At 73.9% G+C, this 18,922-nt stretch carries 16 protein-coding genes; 11 read left to right on the top strand and 5 right to left on the bottom strand.

Annotated elements, in window-relative coordinates:
• The first annotated feature begins 9 nt into the window (after window positions 1–9).
• From BAW75_RS11860 to glgB, 4 genes are all read left to right on the top strand, one after another.
• Window positions 10–1,725 (top strand): 3-ketosteroid-delta-1-dehydrogenase, encoded by a 1,716-nt coding sequence (locus BAW75_RS11860; RefSeq protein WP_104113601.1) that lies wholly within the window; start codon window positions 10–12, stop codon window positions 1,723–1,725.
• Between the two features lie 107 nt (window positions 1,726–1,832).
• Complete coding sequence (locus BAW75_RS11855) at window positions 1,833–2,717, top strand: SDR family oxidoreductase (protein WP_104113600.1); 885 nt, start codon at window positions 1,833–1,835, stop codon at window positions 2,715–2,717.
• 4 nt (window positions 2,718–2,721) lie between these two features.
• Window positions 2,722–4,818: an alpha-1,4-glucan--maltose-1-phosphate maltosyltransferase gene (locus BAW75_RS11850; RefSeq protein ID WP_104113599.1), complete on the top strand. Its 2,097-nt coding sequence runs from the start codon at window positions 2,722–2,724 to the stop codon at window positions 4,816–4,818.
• On the top strand, window positions 4,806–6,914 hold the full coding sequence (glgB, locus tag BAW75_RS11845) for a 1,4-alpha-glucan branching protein GlgB (protein ID WP_104113598.1): 2,109 nt from the start codon (window positions 4,806–4,808) through the stop codon (window positions 6,912–6,914). Before BAW75_RS11850 ends, glgB begins: the two co-directional genes overlap by 13 nt.
• Before the next feature lie 68 nt (window positions 6,915–6,982).
• On the opposite strand, the gene BAW75_RS11840 is transcribed toward glgB, so the two are convergent.
• A complete protein-coding gene (locus tag BAW75_RS11840; RefSeq protein ID WP_043325101.1) occupies window positions 6,983–7,342 on the bottom strand; it encodes a winged helix-turn-helix transcriptional regulator in 360 nt (119 codons plus the stop codon).
• 81 nt (window positions 7,343–7,423) lie between these two features.
• Here BAW75_RS11840 and BAW75_RS11835 point away from each other — a divergent pair, with 81 nt between their 5' ends.
• Window positions 7,424–8,404 (top strand): zinc-dependent alcohol dehydrogenase family protein, encoded by a 981-nt coding sequence (locus BAW75_RS11835; protein WP_064447484.1) that lies wholly within the window; start codon window positions 7,424–7,426, stop codon window positions 8,402–8,404.
• A 91-nt stretch (window positions 8,405–8,495) separates the two neighbouring features.
• On the opposite strand, the gene BAW75_RS11830 is transcribed toward BAW75_RS11835, so the two are convergent.
• Window positions 8,496–9,539, bottom strand: coding sequence for an App1 family protein (locus BAW75_RS11830; RefSeq protein ID WP_402928813.1), 1,044 nt, complete (start codon window positions 9,537–9,539; stop codon window positions 8,496–8,498).
• 119 nt (window positions 9,540–9,658) lie between these two features.
• Between BAW75_RS11830 and BAW75_RS11825 the strand changes: the two genes are divergently transcribed.
• From BAW75_RS11825 to BAW75_RS11810, 4 genes are all read left to right on the top strand, one after another.
• Complete coding sequence (locus BAW75_RS11825) at window positions 9,659–11,263, top strand: hypothetical protein (protein ID WP_104113596.1); 1,605 nt, start codon at window positions 9,659–9,661, stop codon at window positions 11,261–11,263.
• A 16-nt stretch (window positions 11,264–11,279) separates the two neighbouring features.
• On the top strand, window positions 11,280–12,083 hold the full coding sequence (gene yaaA, locus BAW75_RS11820) for a peroxide stress protein YaaA (RefSeq protein WP_084789663.1): 804 nt from the start codon (window positions 11,280–11,282) through the stop codon (window positions 12,081–12,083).
• Between the two features lie 109 nt (window positions 12,084–12,192).
• Window positions 12,193–12,846: a hypothetical protein gene (locus BAW75_RS11815; RefSeq protein WP_030499746.1), complete on the top strand. Its 654-nt coding sequence runs from the start codon at window positions 12,193–12,195 to the stop codon at window positions 12,844–12,846.
• Between the two features lie 54 nt (window positions 12,847–12,900).
• Window positions 12,901–13,842 carry a TAXI family TRAP transporter solute-binding subunit gene (locus BAW75_RS11810; RefSeq protein ID WP_083297126.1) on the top strand — a complete coding sequence of 314 codons (942 nt, stop codon included), beginning with the start codon at window positions 12,901–12,903 and terminating at the stop codon, window positions 13,840–13,842.
• Window positions 13,843–13,854: 12 nt separating this feature from the next.
• Here BAW75_RS11810 and BAW75_RS11805 read toward each other — a convergent pair whose 3' ends face one another.
• The gene (locus BAW75_RS11805) at window positions 13,855–15,306 is read right to left on the bottom strand and encodes a sensor histidine kinase (protein ID WP_064447481.1); all 1,452 of its coding nucleotides are present in this window, start codon (window positions 15,304–15,306) and stop codon (window positions 13,855–13,857) included.
• A gap of 10 nt (window positions 15,307–15,316) precedes the next feature.
• On the bottom strand, window positions 15,317–15,973 hold the full coding sequence (locus BAW75_RS11800) for a response regulator transcription factor (protein ID WP_043325105.1): 657 nt from the start codon (window positions 15,971–15,973) through the stop codon (window positions 15,317–15,319).
• Window positions 15,974–16,056: 83 nt separating this feature from the next.
• Between BAW75_RS11800 and BAW75_RS11795 the strand changes: the two genes are divergently transcribed.
• Window positions 16,057–16,395: a DUF952 domain-containing protein gene (locus BAW75_RS11795; protein WP_104113595.1), complete on the top strand. Its 339-nt coding sequence runs from the start codon at window positions 16,057–16,059 to the stop codon at window positions 16,393–16,395.
• Between the two features lie 65 nt (window positions 16,396–16,460).
• A complete protein-coding gene (locus BAW75_RS11790) occupies window positions 16,461–17,003 on the top strand; it encodes an acyltransferase (RefSeq protein ID WP_030499741.1) in 543 nt (180 codons plus the stop codon).
• 56 nt (window positions 17,004–17,059) lie between these two features.
• Here the strand turns inward: BAW75_RS11790 and BAW75_RS11785 are convergent, their stop codons facing one another.
• Window positions 17,060–18,808: a CDP-glycerol glycerophosphotransferase family protein gene (locus tag BAW75_RS11785; protein ID WP_104113631.1), complete on the bottom strand. Its 1,749-nt coding sequence runs from the start codon at window positions 18,806–18,808 to the stop codon at window positions 17,060–17,062.
• Between the last annotated feature and the right edge of the window lie 114 nt (window positions 18,809–18,922).

Here is an 18,922-nt window from a genome sequence, read left to right as displayed (position 1 = left end):
AGTCCCCCGATGTCCGTACCCCGGCAGCCCCGGCCGACCTCGGTCGACCTCGTCGTGATCGGCTCCGGCACCGGCCTCGCCGCCGCGCTCAGCGCCCACGAGGCCGGCCTCTCCGTCGTGGTAGTGGAGAAGTCGCGCTGGGTCGGCGGCTCCACGGCACGCTCCGGCGGCGCCTTCTGGATCCCCGCCAATCCCGTGCTGGCCGCCGAGGGCTCCGGGGACACGCCCGAGCGCGGCGCGGCGTACCTGGAAGCAGTCGTGGACGGCTCCGCGCCCGAACAGCGCTGGCGCAGCTTCCTGGAGCACGGCGCCGCCACGATCGAGATGCTCACGCGGACCACCCCGATGCGGTTCCTCTGGGCCCGCGGCTACTCCGACTACCACCCGGAGCTGCCCGGCGGCACCGCCGAGGGCCGCAGCTGCGAGTGCCGCCCGCTCGACCTGAAGGTCCTCGGCGCCGACCGCGCGCGGCTGCGTCCCGCCGTCCTCTCCGCACCAGTGCCCATGCCGGTCACCGGCGCGGACTACAAGTGGCTCAACCTGATGGCGAAGACCCCGGTTCGCGCGCTGCCCCGCATCGTGACCCGCCTCGCCCAGGGCCTCGGCGGCCTCGCGCTCGGGCGCGAGTACGCCGCCGGCGGCCAGGCCATCGCCGCCGGCCTGTTCGCCGGCGTCCGCCGCGCCGGCATCCCGGTCTGGACCGAGACCGCGCTGGAGCGGCTCCTGGTCGAGGGGGACCGGGTCGTCGGGGCCGAGCTGCGCCACGGGGAGACGACGTTCGACGTACGGGCCGAGCGGGGCGTCGTGCTCGCCACCGGCGGCTTCGACCACGACCTGCCGCTGCGGCACGCCCACCACCACCGCGACCTGGGCGACTGGAGCCTCGGCGCGGACAGCAACACCGGCGACGGGATCCGCGCCGGGCAGGAGGCGGGCGCCGGCACCGACCTGATGGAGCAGGCGTGGTGGTTCCCCGCCGTCGCGCCGGTCGGCGACGCCGCGCCGTCGGTGCTCCTCGCCGAGCGTTCCCTGCCCGGGTCGCTCATGGTGGACGGCACGGGCCGCCGGTTCGTCAACGAGTCCTGCGACTACATGACGTTCGGGCAGCGGGTGCTCGGCCTCGCCGACGAGGGCGGAGCGCTGCCGGCCATGTGGCTGGTCTTCGACCAGCGGTACCGCAACAGCTACGTCTTCGCCGGCACGCAGTTCCCCCGCGCCCCGCTGCCGAAGTCCTGGTACGCGGCGGGCATCGCGCACCGCGCGGGCAACCCGGGTGACCTCGCCCGCTCGATGGGCGTGGACGCCGACGCGCTGAGCGCCACCCTGGCGCGGTTCAACCAGCTCGCCGCGGCCGGCGTCGACGACGACTTCGCGCGGGGCGCCAGCGCGTACGACCGCTACTACGGCGACCCGACGGTGACGCCGAACCCGAACCTGCGGCCCCTGGCCGGCAACCTGTACGCCGTCCGGGTCGTCCTGTCCGACCTCGGGACCTGCGGCGGGATCCGGGCCGACGGCCTCGGCCGGGCGCTGTCCGACGCGGGGACACCGGTCCCCGGGCTGTACGCGATCGGCAACGCCGCCGCCAACGCCTTCGGCCGCACCTACCCGGGGGCCGGGGCGACCATCGGCCAGGGCCTGGTCTACGGCTACATCGTCGGGCGGCACGCGGCGGGCAAGCTTTCCGCCGCCGACCAGGCCCCGGCCCGCCGGACGGCGGAATAGGCACGGTCTTGTCGCGATCACCGCACCCGGGGCCGCCCGGCGTGCCAGCATCCGGCAGGACGCACGGGGCCGACCCGGACGACCGCCGGCGAAGCGGAGGAACCGACATGGGTACGTACGCGGTGACCGGCGCGGCCTCGGGCATGGGCCGGGCGTCCGCCGAGCGGCTGCGGCGCGACGGGCACACAGTCGTCGGCGTGGACCTGCGGGACGTGGAGGTGATCGCCGACCTCTCCACACCGGCCGGGCGCGCGGCGGCGGCCACCGAGGTGCTGGAGCGCGCCGGAGGGCGGCTCGACGGGGCGGTCTGCGCCGCCGGGCTCGGCGGCATCCCCGGCCGGGACCGCCTCGTGCAGCAGGTCAACTTCTTCGGCGTGGTGGAGCTGCTCGAGGCGTGGCGACCGGCACTGGCCGCCGCCGGCAACAGCAAGGTCGTGGTGTTCGGCTCGAACTCCGTCACGCTCACCCCGATGGTGCCGGAGCGCGCCGTACGGGCCCTGCTCGACCGCGACGCCGACCGGGCGCTGCGCGTGGTGGGGCGCTTCGGCAAGCGCTCGGCGCCGTTCGCGTACGCGAGTTCGAAGCTGGCGGTGACGCGGTGGGCACGCCGCGCCGCGATCTCGCCGGAGTGGGCCGGCGCCGGCATCCGGGTGAACGTCCTGGCCCCCGGCATCATCGCCACCCCGCTGCTGGAGGAGCAGATCGCCCGGGGCGAGAAGGAGGCGGTCGAGGGGCTGCCGGTGCCGATCGGCGGGCGCGGCCAGCCGGCGGACGTCGGCGAGTGGGTGACGTTCATGCTGTCGCCGGCCGCCGACTTCCTCTGCGGTTCGGTGATCTTCCTGGACGGCGGCTCGGACGCCTACTTCCGCACCGACGACTGGCCCGTCTCCACCGGGCCGGCCGGGGTGCTGCGCTACATGCGGCGCGCCAAGGCGTGGCGCCGCGGAAGCAGCGTGCAACCGAGCGCGAGAGGATCTCGCGCAGTAGGTTGAGCGGGTGACTGGACGGTTCCCGATCGAAGACGTCTCCCCCGTCGTCTCCTGCGGTCGCTACCCGGCCAAGGCGGTGGTCGGCGAGGTCGTGCCGGTGTCGGCGCGGGCCTACCGCGAGGGCCACGACGCGCTCGGGTGCAACGTGGTCTGGCTCGGCCCGGACGGCGCGGCCCGCCCGTTCACCCGGATGCGCCCGGGCGAACCCGGCCAGGACCGCTGGCACGCCACCATCCGCCCGGACGCGGTGGGCCTGTGGCGCTTCGCCGTGGAGGCGTTCCAGGATCCGTACTTAACCTGGCAGAACGCGGTCACCAAGAAGCTCGCCGCCGGCCAGGGCGCGGCCGAGCTGGCGAACGACCTGGCCGAGGGCGTACGCGTGCTGACCGCCGCGCTGGAGCTGGTGCCGAAGGCCGACCGGGATCGCGTACGCGAAGCCGCGCGGGCCCTGGCCGACGACGGCCTGGACCTGCCGCGGCGGGTGAGCGCGGCGCTGGACCTGGCCGACCTGCTCTGGGAGCACCCGGTCCGTGAGCTGGTCACCACCGGCGAGGAGCGCACGCTCTGGGTGGACCGGCCCCGGGCGCTCTTCTCCGCCTGGTACGAGTTCTTCCCCCGCTCCGAGGGCGCGGTCCCGGCGACAGTCGACGCGCCCGCCCGTTCCGGCACGTTCGCCACCGCCATGGAGCGGCTGCCGGGTGTCGCGGCGATGGGTTTCGACGTGCTCTACCTGCCGCCGATCCACCCGATCGGCCGGGTCAACCGCAAGGGCCGCAACAACGCGCTCACCGCCGGGCCGGACGACGTGGGCTCGCCGTGGGCGATCGGCGCGGCCGAGGGCGGCCACGACGCCATCCACCCCGATCTGGGTACGCCTGAGGACTTCCGCGACTTCGTCGCGGCCGCCGCCGAGCAGGGGCTGGAGGTGGCGATGGACCTGGCGTTGCAGTGCGCGCCGGACCACCCGTGGGTCACCGAGCACCCGGAGTGGTTCACCACCCGGGCCGACGGCAGCATCGCGTACGCGGAGAACCCGCCGAAGAAGTACCAGGACATCTATCCGCTGAACTTCGACAACGACCCCGAGGGCATCCGGGCCGAGGTGCTGCGGGTGGTGCTGCACTGGGTCGGCGAGGGCATCCGGATCTTCCGGGTGGACAACCCGCACACCAAGCCGTTCGACTTCTGGCACTGGCTCATCGCCGAGGTCAAGAAGGTCGACCCGGACGTGCTGTTCCTGGCCGAGGCGTTCACCCGGCCGGCGATCATGCACGGGCTCGGCAAGATCGGTTTCACCCAGTCGTACACCTATTTCACCTGGCGCACGACGGCGGCCGAGATGCGGGAGTACTGCGAGGAGCTGGTCGCCTCGGTCGACTGGATGCGGCCGAACTTCTGGCCGAACACGCCGGACATCCTGCACTCGTCGTTGCAGCACGGCGGCCCGCCGATGTTCAAGATCCGGGCGGTGCTGGCCGCGCTGCTCTCCCCCTCCTGGGGCATGTACGCCGGGTTCGAGCTGTTCGAGCACGTGGCCCGGCCGGGCGCCGAGGAGTACCTGGACAACGAGAAGTACGAGCTGCGGCCCCGGGACTGGGACGCCGCGCTGGCGCAGGGCCGGTCGCTGGCGCCGTTCATCACCACGCTGAACCGGGTACGCCGGGACAACCCCGCCCTGCACCAGCTACGCAACCTGCGGTTCCACGACATCGACAACCCGGCGCTGCTGTGCTGGTCGAAGCACGACCTCCAGACCGGCAACACGGTGATCGTGGTCTGCTCGTTCGACTCCCGCGAGGTGCAGTGGGGCAACACCACGCTCGACATGCCGGCGCTCGGGCTGGACTGGCACGAGCGGTTCACCGTGCGCGACGAGCTGACCGGCGCCGAGTACGACTGGGGGCAGCGCAACGCGGTACGCCTCGACCCGTACCTGCAACCGGCGCACGTGCTCACCGTGCGCCGCCCGGCCGCACCGGCCCCCGCCGAACCGGAGCGGCCGGCCGCACCAGACCTGACAGTCGAAGACGTACCCGCCGACCTCTCCGGCGGCACCGCCCCGACCGCACCGGCCGACAAGGACGACGCCCGATGGACCAGCTGATCACCGGCGAGGTACACGACCCGCACGCCGTGCTCGGCGCACACCCGGCCGGCGGGAGCACCACGATCCGGACGCTGCGCCGGGGCGCCGGTGAGGTGACGCTGCTCGTCGACGGCGAGGCGCACCCGATGAAGCGGGTGCACGACGCCGGTGTCTTCGAGGCGGTGCTCCCCGGCGAGGTGCTCGACTACCGGGTCGAGGTGGACGGCACGACGCACGACGACCCGTACCGTTATCCGCCCACGCTCGGCGACCTCGACCTGCACCTGATCGGCGAGGGCCGGCACGAGCGGCTCTGGGCGGCGCTCGGCGCCCGGGTCTTCGACGAGGGCGTCGCGTTCACCGTCTGGGCCCCCAACGCCCGCGCGGTGCGGCTCGTCGGCGACGTCACCGGCTGGGCGCCGGACGACGGGTGGCCGATGCGGTCGCTCGGGTCCAGCGGCGTGTGGGAGATCTTCGTGCCCGGCCTGCCGGTGGGCACCCGCTACAAGTACCGCATCCTGGGCGCCGACGGCAGGTGGCGGGACAAGGCCGACCCGATGGCCGCGCGCACCGAGGTGCCGCCGGCCACCGCGTCGGTGGTGCACGAGTCACGGTACGAGTGGGGCGACGCGGACTGGCTCGCGCGCCGGTCGCGGCAGGCGCCGCACCAGGAGCCGATGAGCGTGTACGAGGTGCACCTGGGCTCGTGGCGGCCGGGCCTCGGCTACCGGGAGCTGGCCGAGCAGCTCACCGCGTACGTGCTGGAGATGGGCTTCACCCACGTGGAGTTCCTGCCGGTGATGGAGCACCCGTTCGGCGGCTCGTGGGGTTACCAGGTCACCGGCTACTACGCGCCCACCGCCCGGTTCGGCGACCCGGACGACTTCCGGTATCTGGTGGACCGGCTGCACGCCGCCGGCATCGGCGTGCTCCTGGACTGGGTGCCGGCACACTTCCCGAAGGACGAGTGGGCGCTCGCGCGTTTCGACGGCACCCCGCTGTACGAGCACCCCGACCCGCGTCGCGGCGAGCACCCCGACTGGGGCACGTACGTCTTCGACTTCGGCCGCAATGAGGTCCGCAACTTCCTGGTCGCCAACGCGCTGTACTGGCTGGACGAGTTCCACATCGACGGGCTGCGCGTGGACGCGGTGGCCTCGATGCTCTACCTGGACTACTCCCGCTCCGAGGGGCAGTGGGCGCCGAACGTGCACGGCGGCCGGGAGAACCTGGAGGCGATCGCGTTCCTTCAGGAGGTGAACGCCACCGTCTACCGGCACCACCCGGGCGTGCTGATGATCGCCGAGGAGTCCACCGCCTGGCCCGGCGTCACGAAACCGACCTCCGAGGGCGGGCTCGGGTTCGGGTTCAAGTGGAACATGGGCTGGATGCACGACACCCTGCTCTACACCTCCAAGGACCCGATCTACCGGCAGCACCACCACCATCAGCTGACGTTCTCGCTGGCGTACGCGTGGAGTGAGAACTACGTGCTGCCGATCAGCCACGACGAGGTGGTGCACGGCAAGGGCTCCCTGGCCGGCAAGATGCCCGGCGACACGTGGCAGCGGCTGGCCACCGTGCGGGCGCTGCTGGCGTACATGTGGGCGCATCCGGGCAAGCAGTTGCTCTTCATGGGCTGCGAGCTGGCCGACGACAGGGAGTGGAGCGAGGAGCGCGGCCTCGACTGGTACCTCACCCACGACCCGGCCCGGGCGGGCGTGCAGCGGCTGGTCGCCGACCTGAACCGCGTCTACCGGGCCAGCCCGGCGCTCTGGGCGCAGGACACCGACCCGGCCGGCTTCCGCTGGATCGCCGGGGACGACGTGGCGAACAACGCGGTGTCGTTCATCCGGATCGCCCCGGACGGGCAGACGCTGGTGTGCGTGGCGAACTTCTCCGCGCTGCCGCTGGACGACTACCGGATCGGCCTGCCGGCAGCAGGTACGTGGGCCGAGGCGCTGAACACCGACGCGAACCACTACGGCGGTTCCGGCGTGGGCAACCTGGGCGAGGTGCACGCGGAGAACATCCCCTGGCACGGCCTGCCCGCATCGGTCTCCCTGCGGGTCCCCCCGCTGGGCGTTCTCTGGCTCCTACCCGCAACTGCCTGAGTGCGAGTACCGCCAGAACAGCCACGGCGGCCGGCACTGAGACAGCGTCTTCGGTTGGGCGGGTTGGTTCAGCGCTCGTTCTGTTCCTGGAAGTCGATGATCGCTTCGCCGTTGTCTCGAGCCCAGTCGGTCAGAACCTTGATCGGCTCGACCAGGGTCTGCCCGAGTGGAGTGAGGCTGTACTCGACGCGTGGGGGTGCCTCGGCGTAGGCGTGGCGTTCGACCAGGCCGTATGCCTGCAGGCGGCGCAGGGTCTGGGTGAGGACCTTGTGGGAGATGCCGCCGATGAGGTGGGCCAGCTCGCCGGGGCGCCGGGGTTGCAGGCTGAGTGCGAACAGCACGATCACCGCCCACTTCTCGGTGATGATCTCGACGGCCAGGCGGGTGGGGCAATCGGCGAGGAAGACCGGGCCCGGGGTGTCGTGCACAAAGTCGAAAGGTACCAGCGGGTTCCTATCGGCTCCGTAGCGTCTTGCGGCGAAGCCCTTCAGGAACGCAAGGAGCCATTCATGCCACGAGTAGTCGTGTTCGACGAGACCGGCGGTCCGGACGTTCTGCGCGTCGTCGACGAGCCGGTCGTCGAGCCCGCGGCCGGCGAGGTACGCGTACGGATCGAGGCCTTCGCGGTCAACCCGCTCGACCAGATGGTCCGGGCCGGGCAGTCCCCGCGGCCCGTGCCGTTGCCGCACGCGCGGCTGGGCGTCGAGGGGACCGGTGTGATCGACGCGCTCGGGTCCGGGGTGACCGGGCTGGCCGTCGGCGACCCGGTCATCCTCGGTGCGATACCCGACTTCGAGACCAGGGGTGCGTACGCCGAGTACACAGTGCTGCCGGCCGACCGGGTCGTGCCACGGCCCGCCGGGCTGGAGCCCGTCGCTGCGGCGGCGCTCTGGGTGTCGTACTTCACCGCCTACGGCGCGCTGGTGGACAGAGCCGGGATGCGGCCCGGGGACCAGGTCCTGATCACCGCGGCGTCGGGCGGTGTCGGGCGGGCCGCGATCCAGATCGCCAACCAGATCGGCGCCGTGCCGATCGCGGTCACCCGGCAGAGCGCCAAAGTGGAGAGCCTGTTGGCCGCCGGAGCCGCCGCGGTGATCGCCACCGACCGGGAGGACATCGGGGAGGCCACCCGGCGGCACACCGGTGGGGTGGGCGCCGACATCATCCTGGACGCTGTCATGGGCCCGGGCCTGGCCGAGCTGTCGCTGGCTGCGAAGCTCGGCGGCACCCTGGCCACGGTGGGCTGGCTGGACCCGCGCCCGGCGTCGTTCCCGGCGAATCCGTCACTGACCATCTATCGCTACATGAGTTTTGCGGACATGGTCGACCCGGTGACCGCCCGGCGCGTCGCCGCGTTCCTGGCCGCTGGTGTCCGCACCGGCGTGCTGCAACCGATGGTGGACCGGGTGTTCACGTTGAACGACATCGTCGAGGCGCACCGGTACCTGGAGAAGGGAACGGCGACGGGCAAGATCGTGGTGACGCCGTGACAGTCGGCCGCCGATCATGAGGTTGACGGCAGTTGTTGATCTCTACAAGGCGGTCAACCTCATGATCGACGCGAAGAGGAGGGGCCGGCGGTCAGACCAGGTCGGCTTCGCGGAGGAGCTTCCAGAGGCCGGCGCCGTCGGGGGCGCTGAGCCACTTCTGGCCCACCGGGCCGGAGGACGACGACCGCCCGGCCGGGGCGGGCAGGCTGCCGGCCAGCACCGACTGGGTCGGCGACAGCTGCCGGATCGCCACCCCTGCGACGTGGTCCGGGTGCGCGGCGGCGAACTCTCGGTAGATCTCCGGGTCGTGCTGCCCGTCGTCGCCGATCAGCAGCCACCGCACCTCGGGGAACTCCCGGGACAGCCGGGCCAGCGTGGCCCGCTTGTGCTCCCGGCCGCTGCGGAACCACCGGTCCGCGGTCGGCCCCCAGTCGGTGAGCAGCAGCGGCCCGGCCGGGTAGAGGTGGCGGGACAGGAACCGGGTGAGCGTCGGCGCGACGTTCCAGGCGCCGGTAGACAGGTAGAACACCGGCGCGCCCGGGTGGGCGGTGGCCAGCCGCTCGTACAGCACCGCCATGCCCGGCACCGCGGTGCGGGCGTGCTCGTCCAGCACGAACGTGTTCCACGCGGCCAGCAGCGGCCGGGGCAGCGCGGTCACCATGACGGTGTCGTCGATGTCGGAGAGGATGCCGAACCGGACGGCCGGGTCGAGCACGCGCACCAGCGCCTCCACCGGTTCGGCGTCGGCGACGCTGAGGCGTACGCAGCCCCAGCCGGGGGTGAAGTCGGCCTCGATCACGGTGTCGACGAACCCGCTGCGGTCGGCGGTCACCTCCTGGCGCACGCCGTCGGCCTCGATGGTCACCCGGATGTGCTTGGCGGGCAGCGTGGCGAAGCTGCGCCAGCCCCGCACCTTGTCCAGGCGGCCCCGCCGCCGGGTGTCCGGGCGGCCCAGCAGTACCCGGCAGAGCACCCGCGCCCAGCCCGGGGCGCCGTAGCCCGCGTACGCGATGATGTTGGGCTGCCACCCGGTGCGCCGCAACCGGCGCTCGACCAGGCCGTGCACGGCGTCCTCGAAGCGCGCGGCGCGGTGCAGTCGCGGTACGGCAAGCTGGTCCGGTGGTGTGGGTGGCACGCTGCAACACTGCCACACCCGGCCGGGCCCGGCCACGCGAGTGATCCACACCGATCGGCCCTCGGAGCCGCGTTCCGCCGTGACAGACTGCGGTCGGGGCGACGACGGGGGCGTTGGTCGTGTCGACGACGAAGCGGGACCGGGTGCGGCCGCGTCCGGACGCGCCGGCGCTGGCAGCGTTGCTGCTCGGTGTGGCCGGAGTCGGCTACCGCCTGGTGCTGACGCTGCTCACGGTGCCCGCGTCGAACAGCGACGAGGCCACGTTCGGGCTGGCCGCGCTGCACATCGCCGAGCGCGGTGAGCGGCCGGTCTTCCTCTACGGCCAGCGCTACATGGGCGTGCTGGAGTCCTACCTGGCCGCGCCGCTGGTCGGCTGGGCCGGGCCGAGCTGGCCGGTGCTGCGGCTGCCGCTGCTCGCGCTGTTCGCGGTGTTCCTGTGGCTGGCGTACCGGCTGACCCGCCGCCTGTTCTCCCCTTGGCTGGCGGTCGTCGTGGTGGGCCTGCTGGCGCTCGGCTCGGAGCGGGTGGTCCGCGACCAGCTCACAGTGGTCGGCGGCCGTCCGGAGGTGAAGCCGGCGGTGCTGGCGATGCTGCTGCTCGCGGTCGCGCTCGGCGAGGAGCGGGTCCGGCACCGCTGGCTGGCCACCGGCGCGTTCGGGCTGCTCGCCGGGCTGGCGCTCTGGTCGGACTGGCTGATCGCGCCGTACCTGCTGGTGGCGGGCGTGGTGCTGGTCCTGGCCATGCCCCGGGAGCTGATCGGCTGGCCGGGCGTGCTGCTGGTGGCGGGCTTCGCCGCCGGGATCGCGCCGGTGGTGAAGGACAACATCGTCGCGCCGGCCGGGCAGGACTCGCTGTCGGTGTTCCGGGAGATCAGCACCAAGGAGGGCGTCGCGCCGTCGCTGGCCGAACGGCTGCGCGGCGGACTGCTGGAAGGGGTGCCGCTGGCGTCCGGCCTGTGCCCGATGGACGGCTGCGCGCGCTGGACGCAGTGGTTCGGCGTGCTCTACCCGGTGCTGCTGGTGGCCGCCGCCGCGCTCGGGCTGGTCGCGTACCGCCGGGCCGCCGACCACGCCGCGCGGGTCCGGGCCGCGGCGATCCTCGCGCTGGTAGTGGGCGCGGCGCTGACCCTGCTGGCGTACGTGCGCAGCCCGCTCGCCGCGACCGACCCACTCGGCAACTCCCGGTACCTGTCGGTGCTGCAGATTTCGCTGCCGGCCGTGCTGTGGCCGCTCTGGCTGGCCGCCGCGCACGCGCTGCGCAGAACCGCCGGTCCGGCCGCCCGGCTCGGCGGCGCCACGGCGGCCGTGGTGCTGGCCGGGCTGACCGCCGCCACGCTGGCCGGGACCGTGGCGTTCCTGCCCGGCGTGCCGGGCGTACGGGACGAGGAGCGCACGGCCCGCCGCCTGGCCGACACGGTGCGGGAGGCCGGTCTGCACGAGGTGTACGGGGACTACTGGACCTGCAACCGGCTGATCTTCAACACCGGAGAGACGGTGGCCTGCGGCGTGCTCGACGGGGCGCTGACGCCCGGGCAGAACCGCTATCCGGCGTACTGGCAGCGGGTGGCGCGCGCGCAACGGCCCGGGTACGTGCTGGACGTCGGCTCCCCCGCCGAGCGCACGCTGCGGCGGCTGCTTGGTGACCGCGCCGACGCGGCGGTGGTGGCCGAGGTGGGCGGCAGTCGCGTGTACCACCCCGACCGTGCCGTGCGGCCGTGGCGCTGAGCCCGGCCCGTACGCTGTGCCGGTGCTCATCCTGCTGCCCCCGTCGGAGGGGAAGGCCGAGGCCGGCACCGGCCGCCGGCTGGACCTGTCCCGGCTGTCCCTGACCGAGCTGAACCCGGCCCGGGAGGCGGTGCTGACCGCGCTCGTCGACCTGTGCGCCGGGCCGGACGAGACGGCGGCCCTGGCCGCGCTGGGCCTCACCGAGGGGCAGCGCGGCGAGCTGCGCCGCAACGCCCGGCTGCGGGAGGCGGCGACCGCCCCGGCCGGGCGGCTCTACACCGGGGTGCTCTACGAGGCGCTGGGCCTGGACACACTGCCCCCCGACGCGCAGCGGGCGGCCCGCCGCCAGGTGCTGATCAGCTCCGGGCTGTGGGGCGCGGTACGCCTCGCCGACCGGATCCCGCCGTACCGCTGCCCGATCGGGGCGCGGCTGCCCGGGCTCGGGGCGCTGTCGGCGTACTGGCGTGGCGCGCTCGGGCCGGTGCTGGAGCCCGCCGCCGGACGCGGCCCGGTGCTGGACCTGCGCTCCGGCGCGTACGCGGCCACCTGGACGCCGCGCGGCGCGCTCGCCGAGCGGACGGTGACGGTGCGGGTGCTGCACGAGCGGACCGTGGACGGCACGCCGACCCGGTCGGTGGTGAGCCACTTCAACAAGGCGACGAAGGGGCGGCTGGTGCGGGATCTGCTGCTCGCCGACGCCCGGCCGCGTACCGCCGACGCGCTGGTGGGGGCGCTTCGGGAGCTGAAGTACACGGTCGAGGAGGCGCCCCGGGCGGCCGGGCGGCCCCGGCAGGTCGACCTGGTGGTCACCGAACTCTGACCGGCGGGCTTCCCGCAAATTTTGCTCAAGGCTCGGCCGCATCGGTTCCCGACCCGGCCGTTGGCGGCAACGGTAGAGGTACCCCGACTCTGACCGAGGAGCTGCGCCGATGCTCGCCGAGCCCACCTCGCTGCTCGACCGCCCCCGCCCGTCCCCGCCGCTGGACTGGCTGACCCTGACCGACGCCTTCGAGATCGCCTGCATGGTGCGCTGCACGCCGCCGCCGGCCGCCGACGTACGCCGCCTGGACCCCGGACCGCACCGGGGCGGGATCGCCGAGTTCAACCGCGAGGACGCGGCGCACCGGATGCGGCAGCTGCTGGGTCGACTCGACGTGCCGGTGCAGCACGAACTGACCACCGGTGGCCTGCGCCGCCGCTACGAGCTGCACCGGCTGGCGGTGCCGCCGCAGCACCGGGCGGCGTACGCGAATCTGCTCACCACGGGCTGGCGGCAGGGCCGCCGGGAACTGCTCGGCGGGCCGTTCCCGGGCGCCTCGGCGGCGCGGCGGCTCTGGCGGCCCCGGCTGGCGGCGGCGGCCTGGCGGGCGGCGCTGCTCGCCGGCGGCCGGCACGTACGCCGGCACTGCCTCGGCATCCGGCTGGCCGACCGTGACCTGGCCGCGGTGCTGGTCCGCAGCGCGGCGCTGCTGGAGGTGCCGGCGGCGTTGCGGCCGGGCGCGGGCTGCTTCCTGGTGATCGTGCCCAACGGAGAGCACCGGACCCGGATCACCGAGAGCGCGGAGCTGGCCGCCGCCGGCTGACCGGCCCGGCGGCGGGCTTGCGCGGCGGCGGGTGCACGGCGCAGAGTGCAGCCCGTGAGCCGACACTGGCCTGTGCGCGCCGCCGCCCCGCTCGTGCTGGTGCTGCTGCTCGTCTCCGGCCTGGCCGGATGCCGGGACGAGCCGGCCGAGCCGACCCGGATCCGCATCGCCACCGGCAGCCCGACCGCCGTCTACCACGCCTTCGGCCAGTCGCTCGCCGCCGTGCTCAACCGGGAGCTGCCCGGGGTACGGGCCGAGGTGGTGGTCACCGCCGCCTCGGCGCAGAACGTCCGGCTGGTCGGGTCCGGCGCGGCGGAACTGGGCTTCACCCAGGCCGACGTGCTCCCGGCACGTGAACCCGAGCATCCGTCGGTGCTCGCCGTGGCCCGCGTCTACGACGACCTGCTGCACCTGGTCACCCGCGCCGGCGGCCCGATCCGCACGCTCGCCGACCTGCGCGGCCGGCGGGTCTCGGTGGGCGCCGACGGGTCCGGCACCGAGATCACCGCCACCCGCCTGCTGGAGGTGGCCCAGCTCGACGGCGACCGGATCCGCCAGGAGCACCTCGGGCTGGACGACTCGATGACCGCGCTGCGGGAGGACCGGATCGACGCGTTCTTCTTCTCCGGCGGACTGCCCGTACGCGGCGTCGCCGACCTGGCGGAGCGGACCTCGCTGCGGATCGTGGACCTGGGCGAGTGGACCGAGGCGCTGCGCCGCGGGTACGGGCAGGTCTACGTGACCCGGGACATCCCCCGCTCCATGTACCAGGCGGAGCCGGTCAGCACGGTGGCGAACCCGAATTACCTGATCGTCCGCGCCGACCTGCCCGCCGCGCTGGTGCGCGACGTGACCCGGCTGCTGATGGAGCGCCGGGCGGAACTGGCCGCCGCGCACCCGGCGGCGGGCCGGATGAGCCAGCGGTCGGCGATCGTCACCACCCCGCTGCCGCTGCACCCGGGCGCGGCGCAGTGGTACCGCGCCGCGAAGCCCTGAGCCCGCGCGCGGTCAGCGGGTGGCCGGCTCGCCGTCGTGTCGCGGGCCCACCGGCTCGGCGGTCTCGGCCTCCCCGCCGGCCTCACCCGGATCGTCGGCGGGCGCCGGGAACCACAACTCGGCGACCAGGCCCCGGGGCTCGCCCCGGCGCATGGTGAGCCGGCCGTCCGAGGCGTCCACGAGCACCGCCGCGATGGTCAGCCCGAGTCCCGCGCCGTCCACGTTCTGCACGTCCGGCGCCCGCCAGAACCGTTCGGTGGCCTGGTCGAGCTGGCTGGCCGTCATGCCCGGGCCGGTGTCCCGGACGGTGAGCGTCGTACCGCCCTCGGCGGCGCGGACCGTCACCGTCACCTCTCCCCCGGCCCCGCTGAACTTCACCGCGTTGTCGATCAGGGCGTCCAGCGCCTGGTCGATGGCGGTGGGTACGGTGCGGGCGTACACCGGCTCGCCGTCCGCGTCCAGGCGCAGCGCGACGTCGCAGTGCCGGGCCAGCGGCAGCCAGGCGGACACCCGGGACGCGGCGGTGGCGGCGGCGTCCACGGTGACCCGCTGGTTCTCCTCCCGCTCGGCGCGGGCCAGGGTCAGCAGCGCGTCGAGCACGGTGGCCAGCCGGTCGGTCTCCTCCAGCGCCAGCCGGTGCTCGGCCCGCCCGTCCGCGTCGCTGAGGCTGGGACCCAGTTCCTCGACCCGCAGCCGCAGCGCGGTCAGCGGGTTGCGGAGCTGGTGGCTGGCGTGCGCGACGAAGGCGCGCTGCCGGTCCATCACGTCGGAGACCGCGTCGGCCATGTCGTTGAAGCTCGTCGCGAGCCGGCGCAGCTCGGGTGGGCCGAGCCGGGGGCGCACCCGCGCGGTCCGGCGGCCCTCGGCGATCTCGTGGGTCACCGCGTCCAGCTCGGTGACCGGGCGCAGCACCCAGCCGGCCAGCCCGAACGCGGTCGAGACGCAGGCCAGCACCGCGAGCAGGCCGATGCCGGCCAGCAGCAGCCACCACGCGCTGACGGTGCGGCGCACCCCGTCCGCCGGGCTGGTGGTCACCACCGCGCCGAGCACCTCGCCGCCGTCGTTGATCGGCACGGCCGTCACCACCGGCCCGCCGTCCCACGGCCAGACCGACTCGGGGCCGCTGAACTGCTGCCCGGACAGCGCGGTGTCGAGCGCCGCGCCGGTGCCCGCGCCCGGCTCCCAGGCCGACGAGGCGGCCACGGTACGGCGCTCCCGGTCCACCACCGCGGCACCGATGCCGTAGAGGGCGTCGTAGGCGGCCAGTTCCCCGTCGAGCGGACCGGGGCTGCCGCCGCGCAGCGCCGGGCCGGCGAGCGAGGCGAACCGGGTGGCGTCGGCGAGGCGGTCGGCGCGTACCCGGTCGGTCTCCCGGGAGGCCAGCGTGAACGCCAGCGGCGTCTCCAGGGCGATCAGGACGAGCACCATCAGCAGCAGGTAGCTGATCACCAGTCGGCGCCGCACGGGCCCCTCCTCACGCGCCGCGGAGCCGGTAACCGACCCCGCGCACGGTCTCCACCAGCGTCGCGTCGCCGAGCTTGCCGCGCAGCGACCCGACGTGCACCTCCACGGTGTGCCGGTCGGCCCAGGTGGTGCCCCACACGTCGAGCAGGATCCGCTCGCGCGGCACCGCCACCCCCGGCTGGCGGGCCAGCGAGAGCAGGATGTCGAACTCCTTGCGGGTGAGCGACACGTCCCGGCCGTCCACGCTCACCGTCCGGCCGCCGACGTCGATGCGCACCGGCCCGGCCTCGATGAGGTGACGCTCCGGGACGGTGTGCGCGGCGCGGCGCAGCACCGCCTCGATGCGCGCCTGCAACTCCACCATCGAGAACGGCTTTACCACGTAGTCGTCGGCGCCCAGCCGCAGGCCCAGCACCCGGTCGCGTTCCTCGCCACGGGCGGTCACCGCGATGATGCCGAGCTGGCTGCTGCGGCGGCGCAGCTCGCGGCACACCTCGGTGCCGTCGCCGTCGGGCAGCGTCAGGTCGAGCAGCACCAGGTCGCAGGGGGCGGCGGAGAGCGCCGCGGCGACTGTGGCGGCGTGTTCCACCTGGTAGCCGCGCCGGGTCAGCGCGGACGACAGCGCGGCGGCGACCCGACGGTCGTCCTCGACCAGGAGGATCCGCACCCGTTCCTCCCTCCGCTCGACGTGTGCCCTGCGAATGGTGGCAGACGCGCCGCCGGGACGCGAGGCCGCTCTAGGCTGCTGGCGTGATCTACAAGATTCTCTCCGACGACGAGTGGGCGCGGGCACGGGCGGACGGGCGGTTCGCCGGCACCGCGATGGACCGGCAGGACGGCTACGTCCACCTGTCCGCCGCCGACCAGGTGGTGGAGACCGCGCGGAGGTTCTTCGCCGGGGTCACCGGCCTGACCGTGCTCGCGGTGGACGAGTCCCGGCTCGGCGTCGCGCTGCGCTGGGAGGAGTCCCGCGGCGGCGCGCTGTTCCCGCACCTGTACGCCGCGCTGCCGGTGGACGCTGTCGTCGCCGCGCATCCGCTGCCGGCCGACCGGCCCGCCGCCGACGCGGTGGCCGAACTGCTCGGGTGAGCGCTCGTTATGCTGCGTCGAGCCCGCCCGACGGCGCGACGCGCCCTGCCACGATGCGAGTTGAGATGACTGACAGCAACGACCGGTCCGCCTCCGTCTTCGTCCACCCGACGGCCGACGTGGAGGACGGCGCCAAGGTCGGCGACGGCACCAAGGTCTGGCACCTGGCGCACATCCGGTCGAGCGCGCAGGTCGGCGCCGGCTGCGTGATCGGCCGCAACGTCTACGTCGACGCGGGCGTCACGGTGGGCGACCTGGTGAAAATCCAGAACAACGTCTCGGTCTACCAGGGCGTGACCATCGAGGACGAGGTGTTCGTGGGTCCCTGCGCCGTGTTCACCAACGACTTCCGCCCGCGCGCGCAGAATCCGGACTGGACGATCACGCCGACGCTGATCCGGCGTGGCGCCTCGATCGGCGCGAACGCCACGCTCGTCTGCGGCATCGAGGTGGGCGAGTACGCGATGATCGCCGCCGGTTCGGTGGTGACCCGCGACGTCAAGCCGTACCAGCTGGTGGCCGGCAACCCGGCCCGGCCGAAGGGCTGGGTCGACGCCAAGGGCGAGGTCGTCTCCCGCGACGTCGACAACCCGCCGCACCAGGGCTGACCAGGCGACGAGGGGCGACGACCAGGCCGGTCGTCGCCCCTCGTCATGGGTACGCCTCAGCCGCAGAGCCGGCCGATCTCGTCCCGGAAGCGGTCCATCGGGTTCGACCCGGCCGGGCCGAGCAGGTACTCCTTCAGCTCCCGTCGCGCCCCGGTCATCGGGTCGTCGCCGGACCGCGTCACGTCGAGGATCTTCGCCAGCTCGCCGCAGTCCGCCGAGAGCAGGTACGCCGCGCGCGCGGTCGGGAACTGCCGGCGGAACTCGTCCTCGGACAGGCCGGCCGGGTTCGCCACCACGTACGGCCGCTCGCTCTGCACGAAGTCGGAGACCACGCTGGACACGTCGCTGACCAGCAGGTCGGTGACGTTGAAGCAGTCGAACAGCCCCGGCGTGCGGCCGGTGACCACCAGGTGCGCGGTCCCGTCCAGCGAGGACGGATCGGTGTCGCCGCCGGCCGCCTTGATCCGGCCCACGATGCGCTCGTGTACGGCCCGCGCCTTCGCCGACCGGCTGCCGGTCAGCGGGTGCGGCTTGTAGATGACCCGCACGTCACCGGCGGCGAGCAGCCCGGAGACGATCCGCTCCCCCATCAGCACCAGCGAGGTGTGGTACGGGTCGTCGTCGAGCCAGCCCTCCCAGGTGGGCGCGTAGAGCACGGTGAAGCGGTGGTCGGCGGCGCCGGAGCCGAACGTGTGCACCCCGGCGAGCTGCGGCCGGCCGACCTCCACGATGTCGCGGTCCAGCACGCCGACGTCGGCGCGCGCGTACCGCTCCCGCCCGGCCGGCCCGGCCACCCAGACCTCGTCGTACACCTTGCTGTACGGATTCACGCTCGCCTGCTTGTCGCTGTCGCCGTGGCCGACGAAGACGTGCTTGACGCCCGGTTCCCGCAGCAGGTGGATGTTGGCGCCGACGTTCGCGGCGTACAGCGCCACGCGCAGCGAGCTGAGGTCGAGGTTCATGAAGTCGACGCCGGCCGGCACGCAGATGACCGGCAGCCGGGTGTCGGCGAGCTGCTCGAACGCGTCAGCGGCGCGCAGCAGAACCACCGCGCGGCGGCCGGTCGCCTCCACCGGGGCGAGCCACATGTTGGCCTGGTAGACGTCCTTGGCCGGGCCGGCGAAGTAGAGCGCGACCTCGGGCCGTTCCCGGGCCATCCAGTCGTGCACGGCGGGCAGCACGCCCGGCTGGCTGCCACGGCCGCGCAGCGCGGTCAGCGCCAGCACCGCGGCGGTGACCAGGCCGGCGGCGAGCGTCACCAGGCCGGTGACCACCACCGGGGCGACCTGGTCGCGCGCGGCGGCCACCACCGCCGCCGGCACCAGAAGCACGTTGAGCAGCGGCATGTTCAGCCCGGCCAGCCACCGCGCCCAGGCCGGCGGCACCGGGACGCGCCGCAGCGCGCCGAGGTCGATGTTGCGGGTGTACGCCGGGGGGTCGACCCGCCCGTCGATCACCTTCGTCACCGCGTTCGTGGCTACCGCAACGGTCCAGAGCGCGGCGGGCAGCAGCAGCACCGCGATCGTGCCGGCCACGCCGGGGCGGGCCGAGACGACCACCAGCAGGACCACCGACAGGTCCCGCACCAGCCGCCGGAAGGTCTCGCCGAGCCCGGCCTTGTCGAGCAGTTCGGCGGTCGGAGTGTGCCGCCCGGCCAGGGCCAGTTCACCGGCGAAGGCGACCACGGCGGCCACCGCGAACGGCACCACCAGGCCGAGTACTCCGGAGAGGACCATGACCGCGTAGCCGAGGAGCGTCGCGCCCACCGCGGCGAGACCCTGCTGGCTGCGAATTCTGCTCAACAACGACACGCTCCCTGTCTGCCCCGACGTCGGCCAGGTTCGATTCGGACCGCTGCGACCCTAAACGGGTCACATGACACAAGTATTGCCGGGGTGTCCGGCAGGTGAACGGCGGAC

The organism is Micromonospora chalcea (assembly GCF_002926165.1).
Classification (GTDB): Bacteria; Actinomycetota; Actinomycetes; order Mycobacteriales; family Micromonosporaceae; genus Micromonospora; species Micromonospora chalcea.
This window is presented reverse-complemented; position numbering and strand designations above follow the sequence as displayed.

What these genes read in the sequence shown, in the direction of transcription:
- BAW75_RS11855 (WP_104113600.1), top strand. Translation starts at nt 1,833, where the DNA reads ATGGGTACGTACGCGGTGACCGGCGCGGCCTCGGGCATGGGCCGGGCG.
- BAW75_RS11815 (WP_030499746.1), top strand. Translation starts at nt 12,193, where the DNA reads ATGCTCGCCGAGCCCACCTCGCTGCTCGACCGCCCCCGCCCGTCCCCG.
- BAW75_RS11860 (WP_104113601.1), top strand. Translation starts at nt 10, where the DNA reads ATGTCCGTACCCCGGCAGCCCCGGCCGACCTCGGTCGACCTCGTCGTG.
- BAW75_RS11835 (WP_064447484.1), top strand. Translation starts at nt 7,424, where the DNA reads ATGCCACGAGTAGTCGTGTTCGACGAGACCGGCGGTCCGGACGTTCTG.
- glgB (WP_104113598.1), top strand. Translation starts at nt 4,806, where the DNA reads ATGGACCAGCTGATCACCGGCGAGGTACACGACCCGCACGCCGTGCTC.
- BAW75_RS11790 (WP_030499741.1), top strand. Translation starts at nt 16,461, where the DNA reads ATGACTGACAGCAACGACCGGTCCGCCTCCGTCTTCGTCCACCCGACG.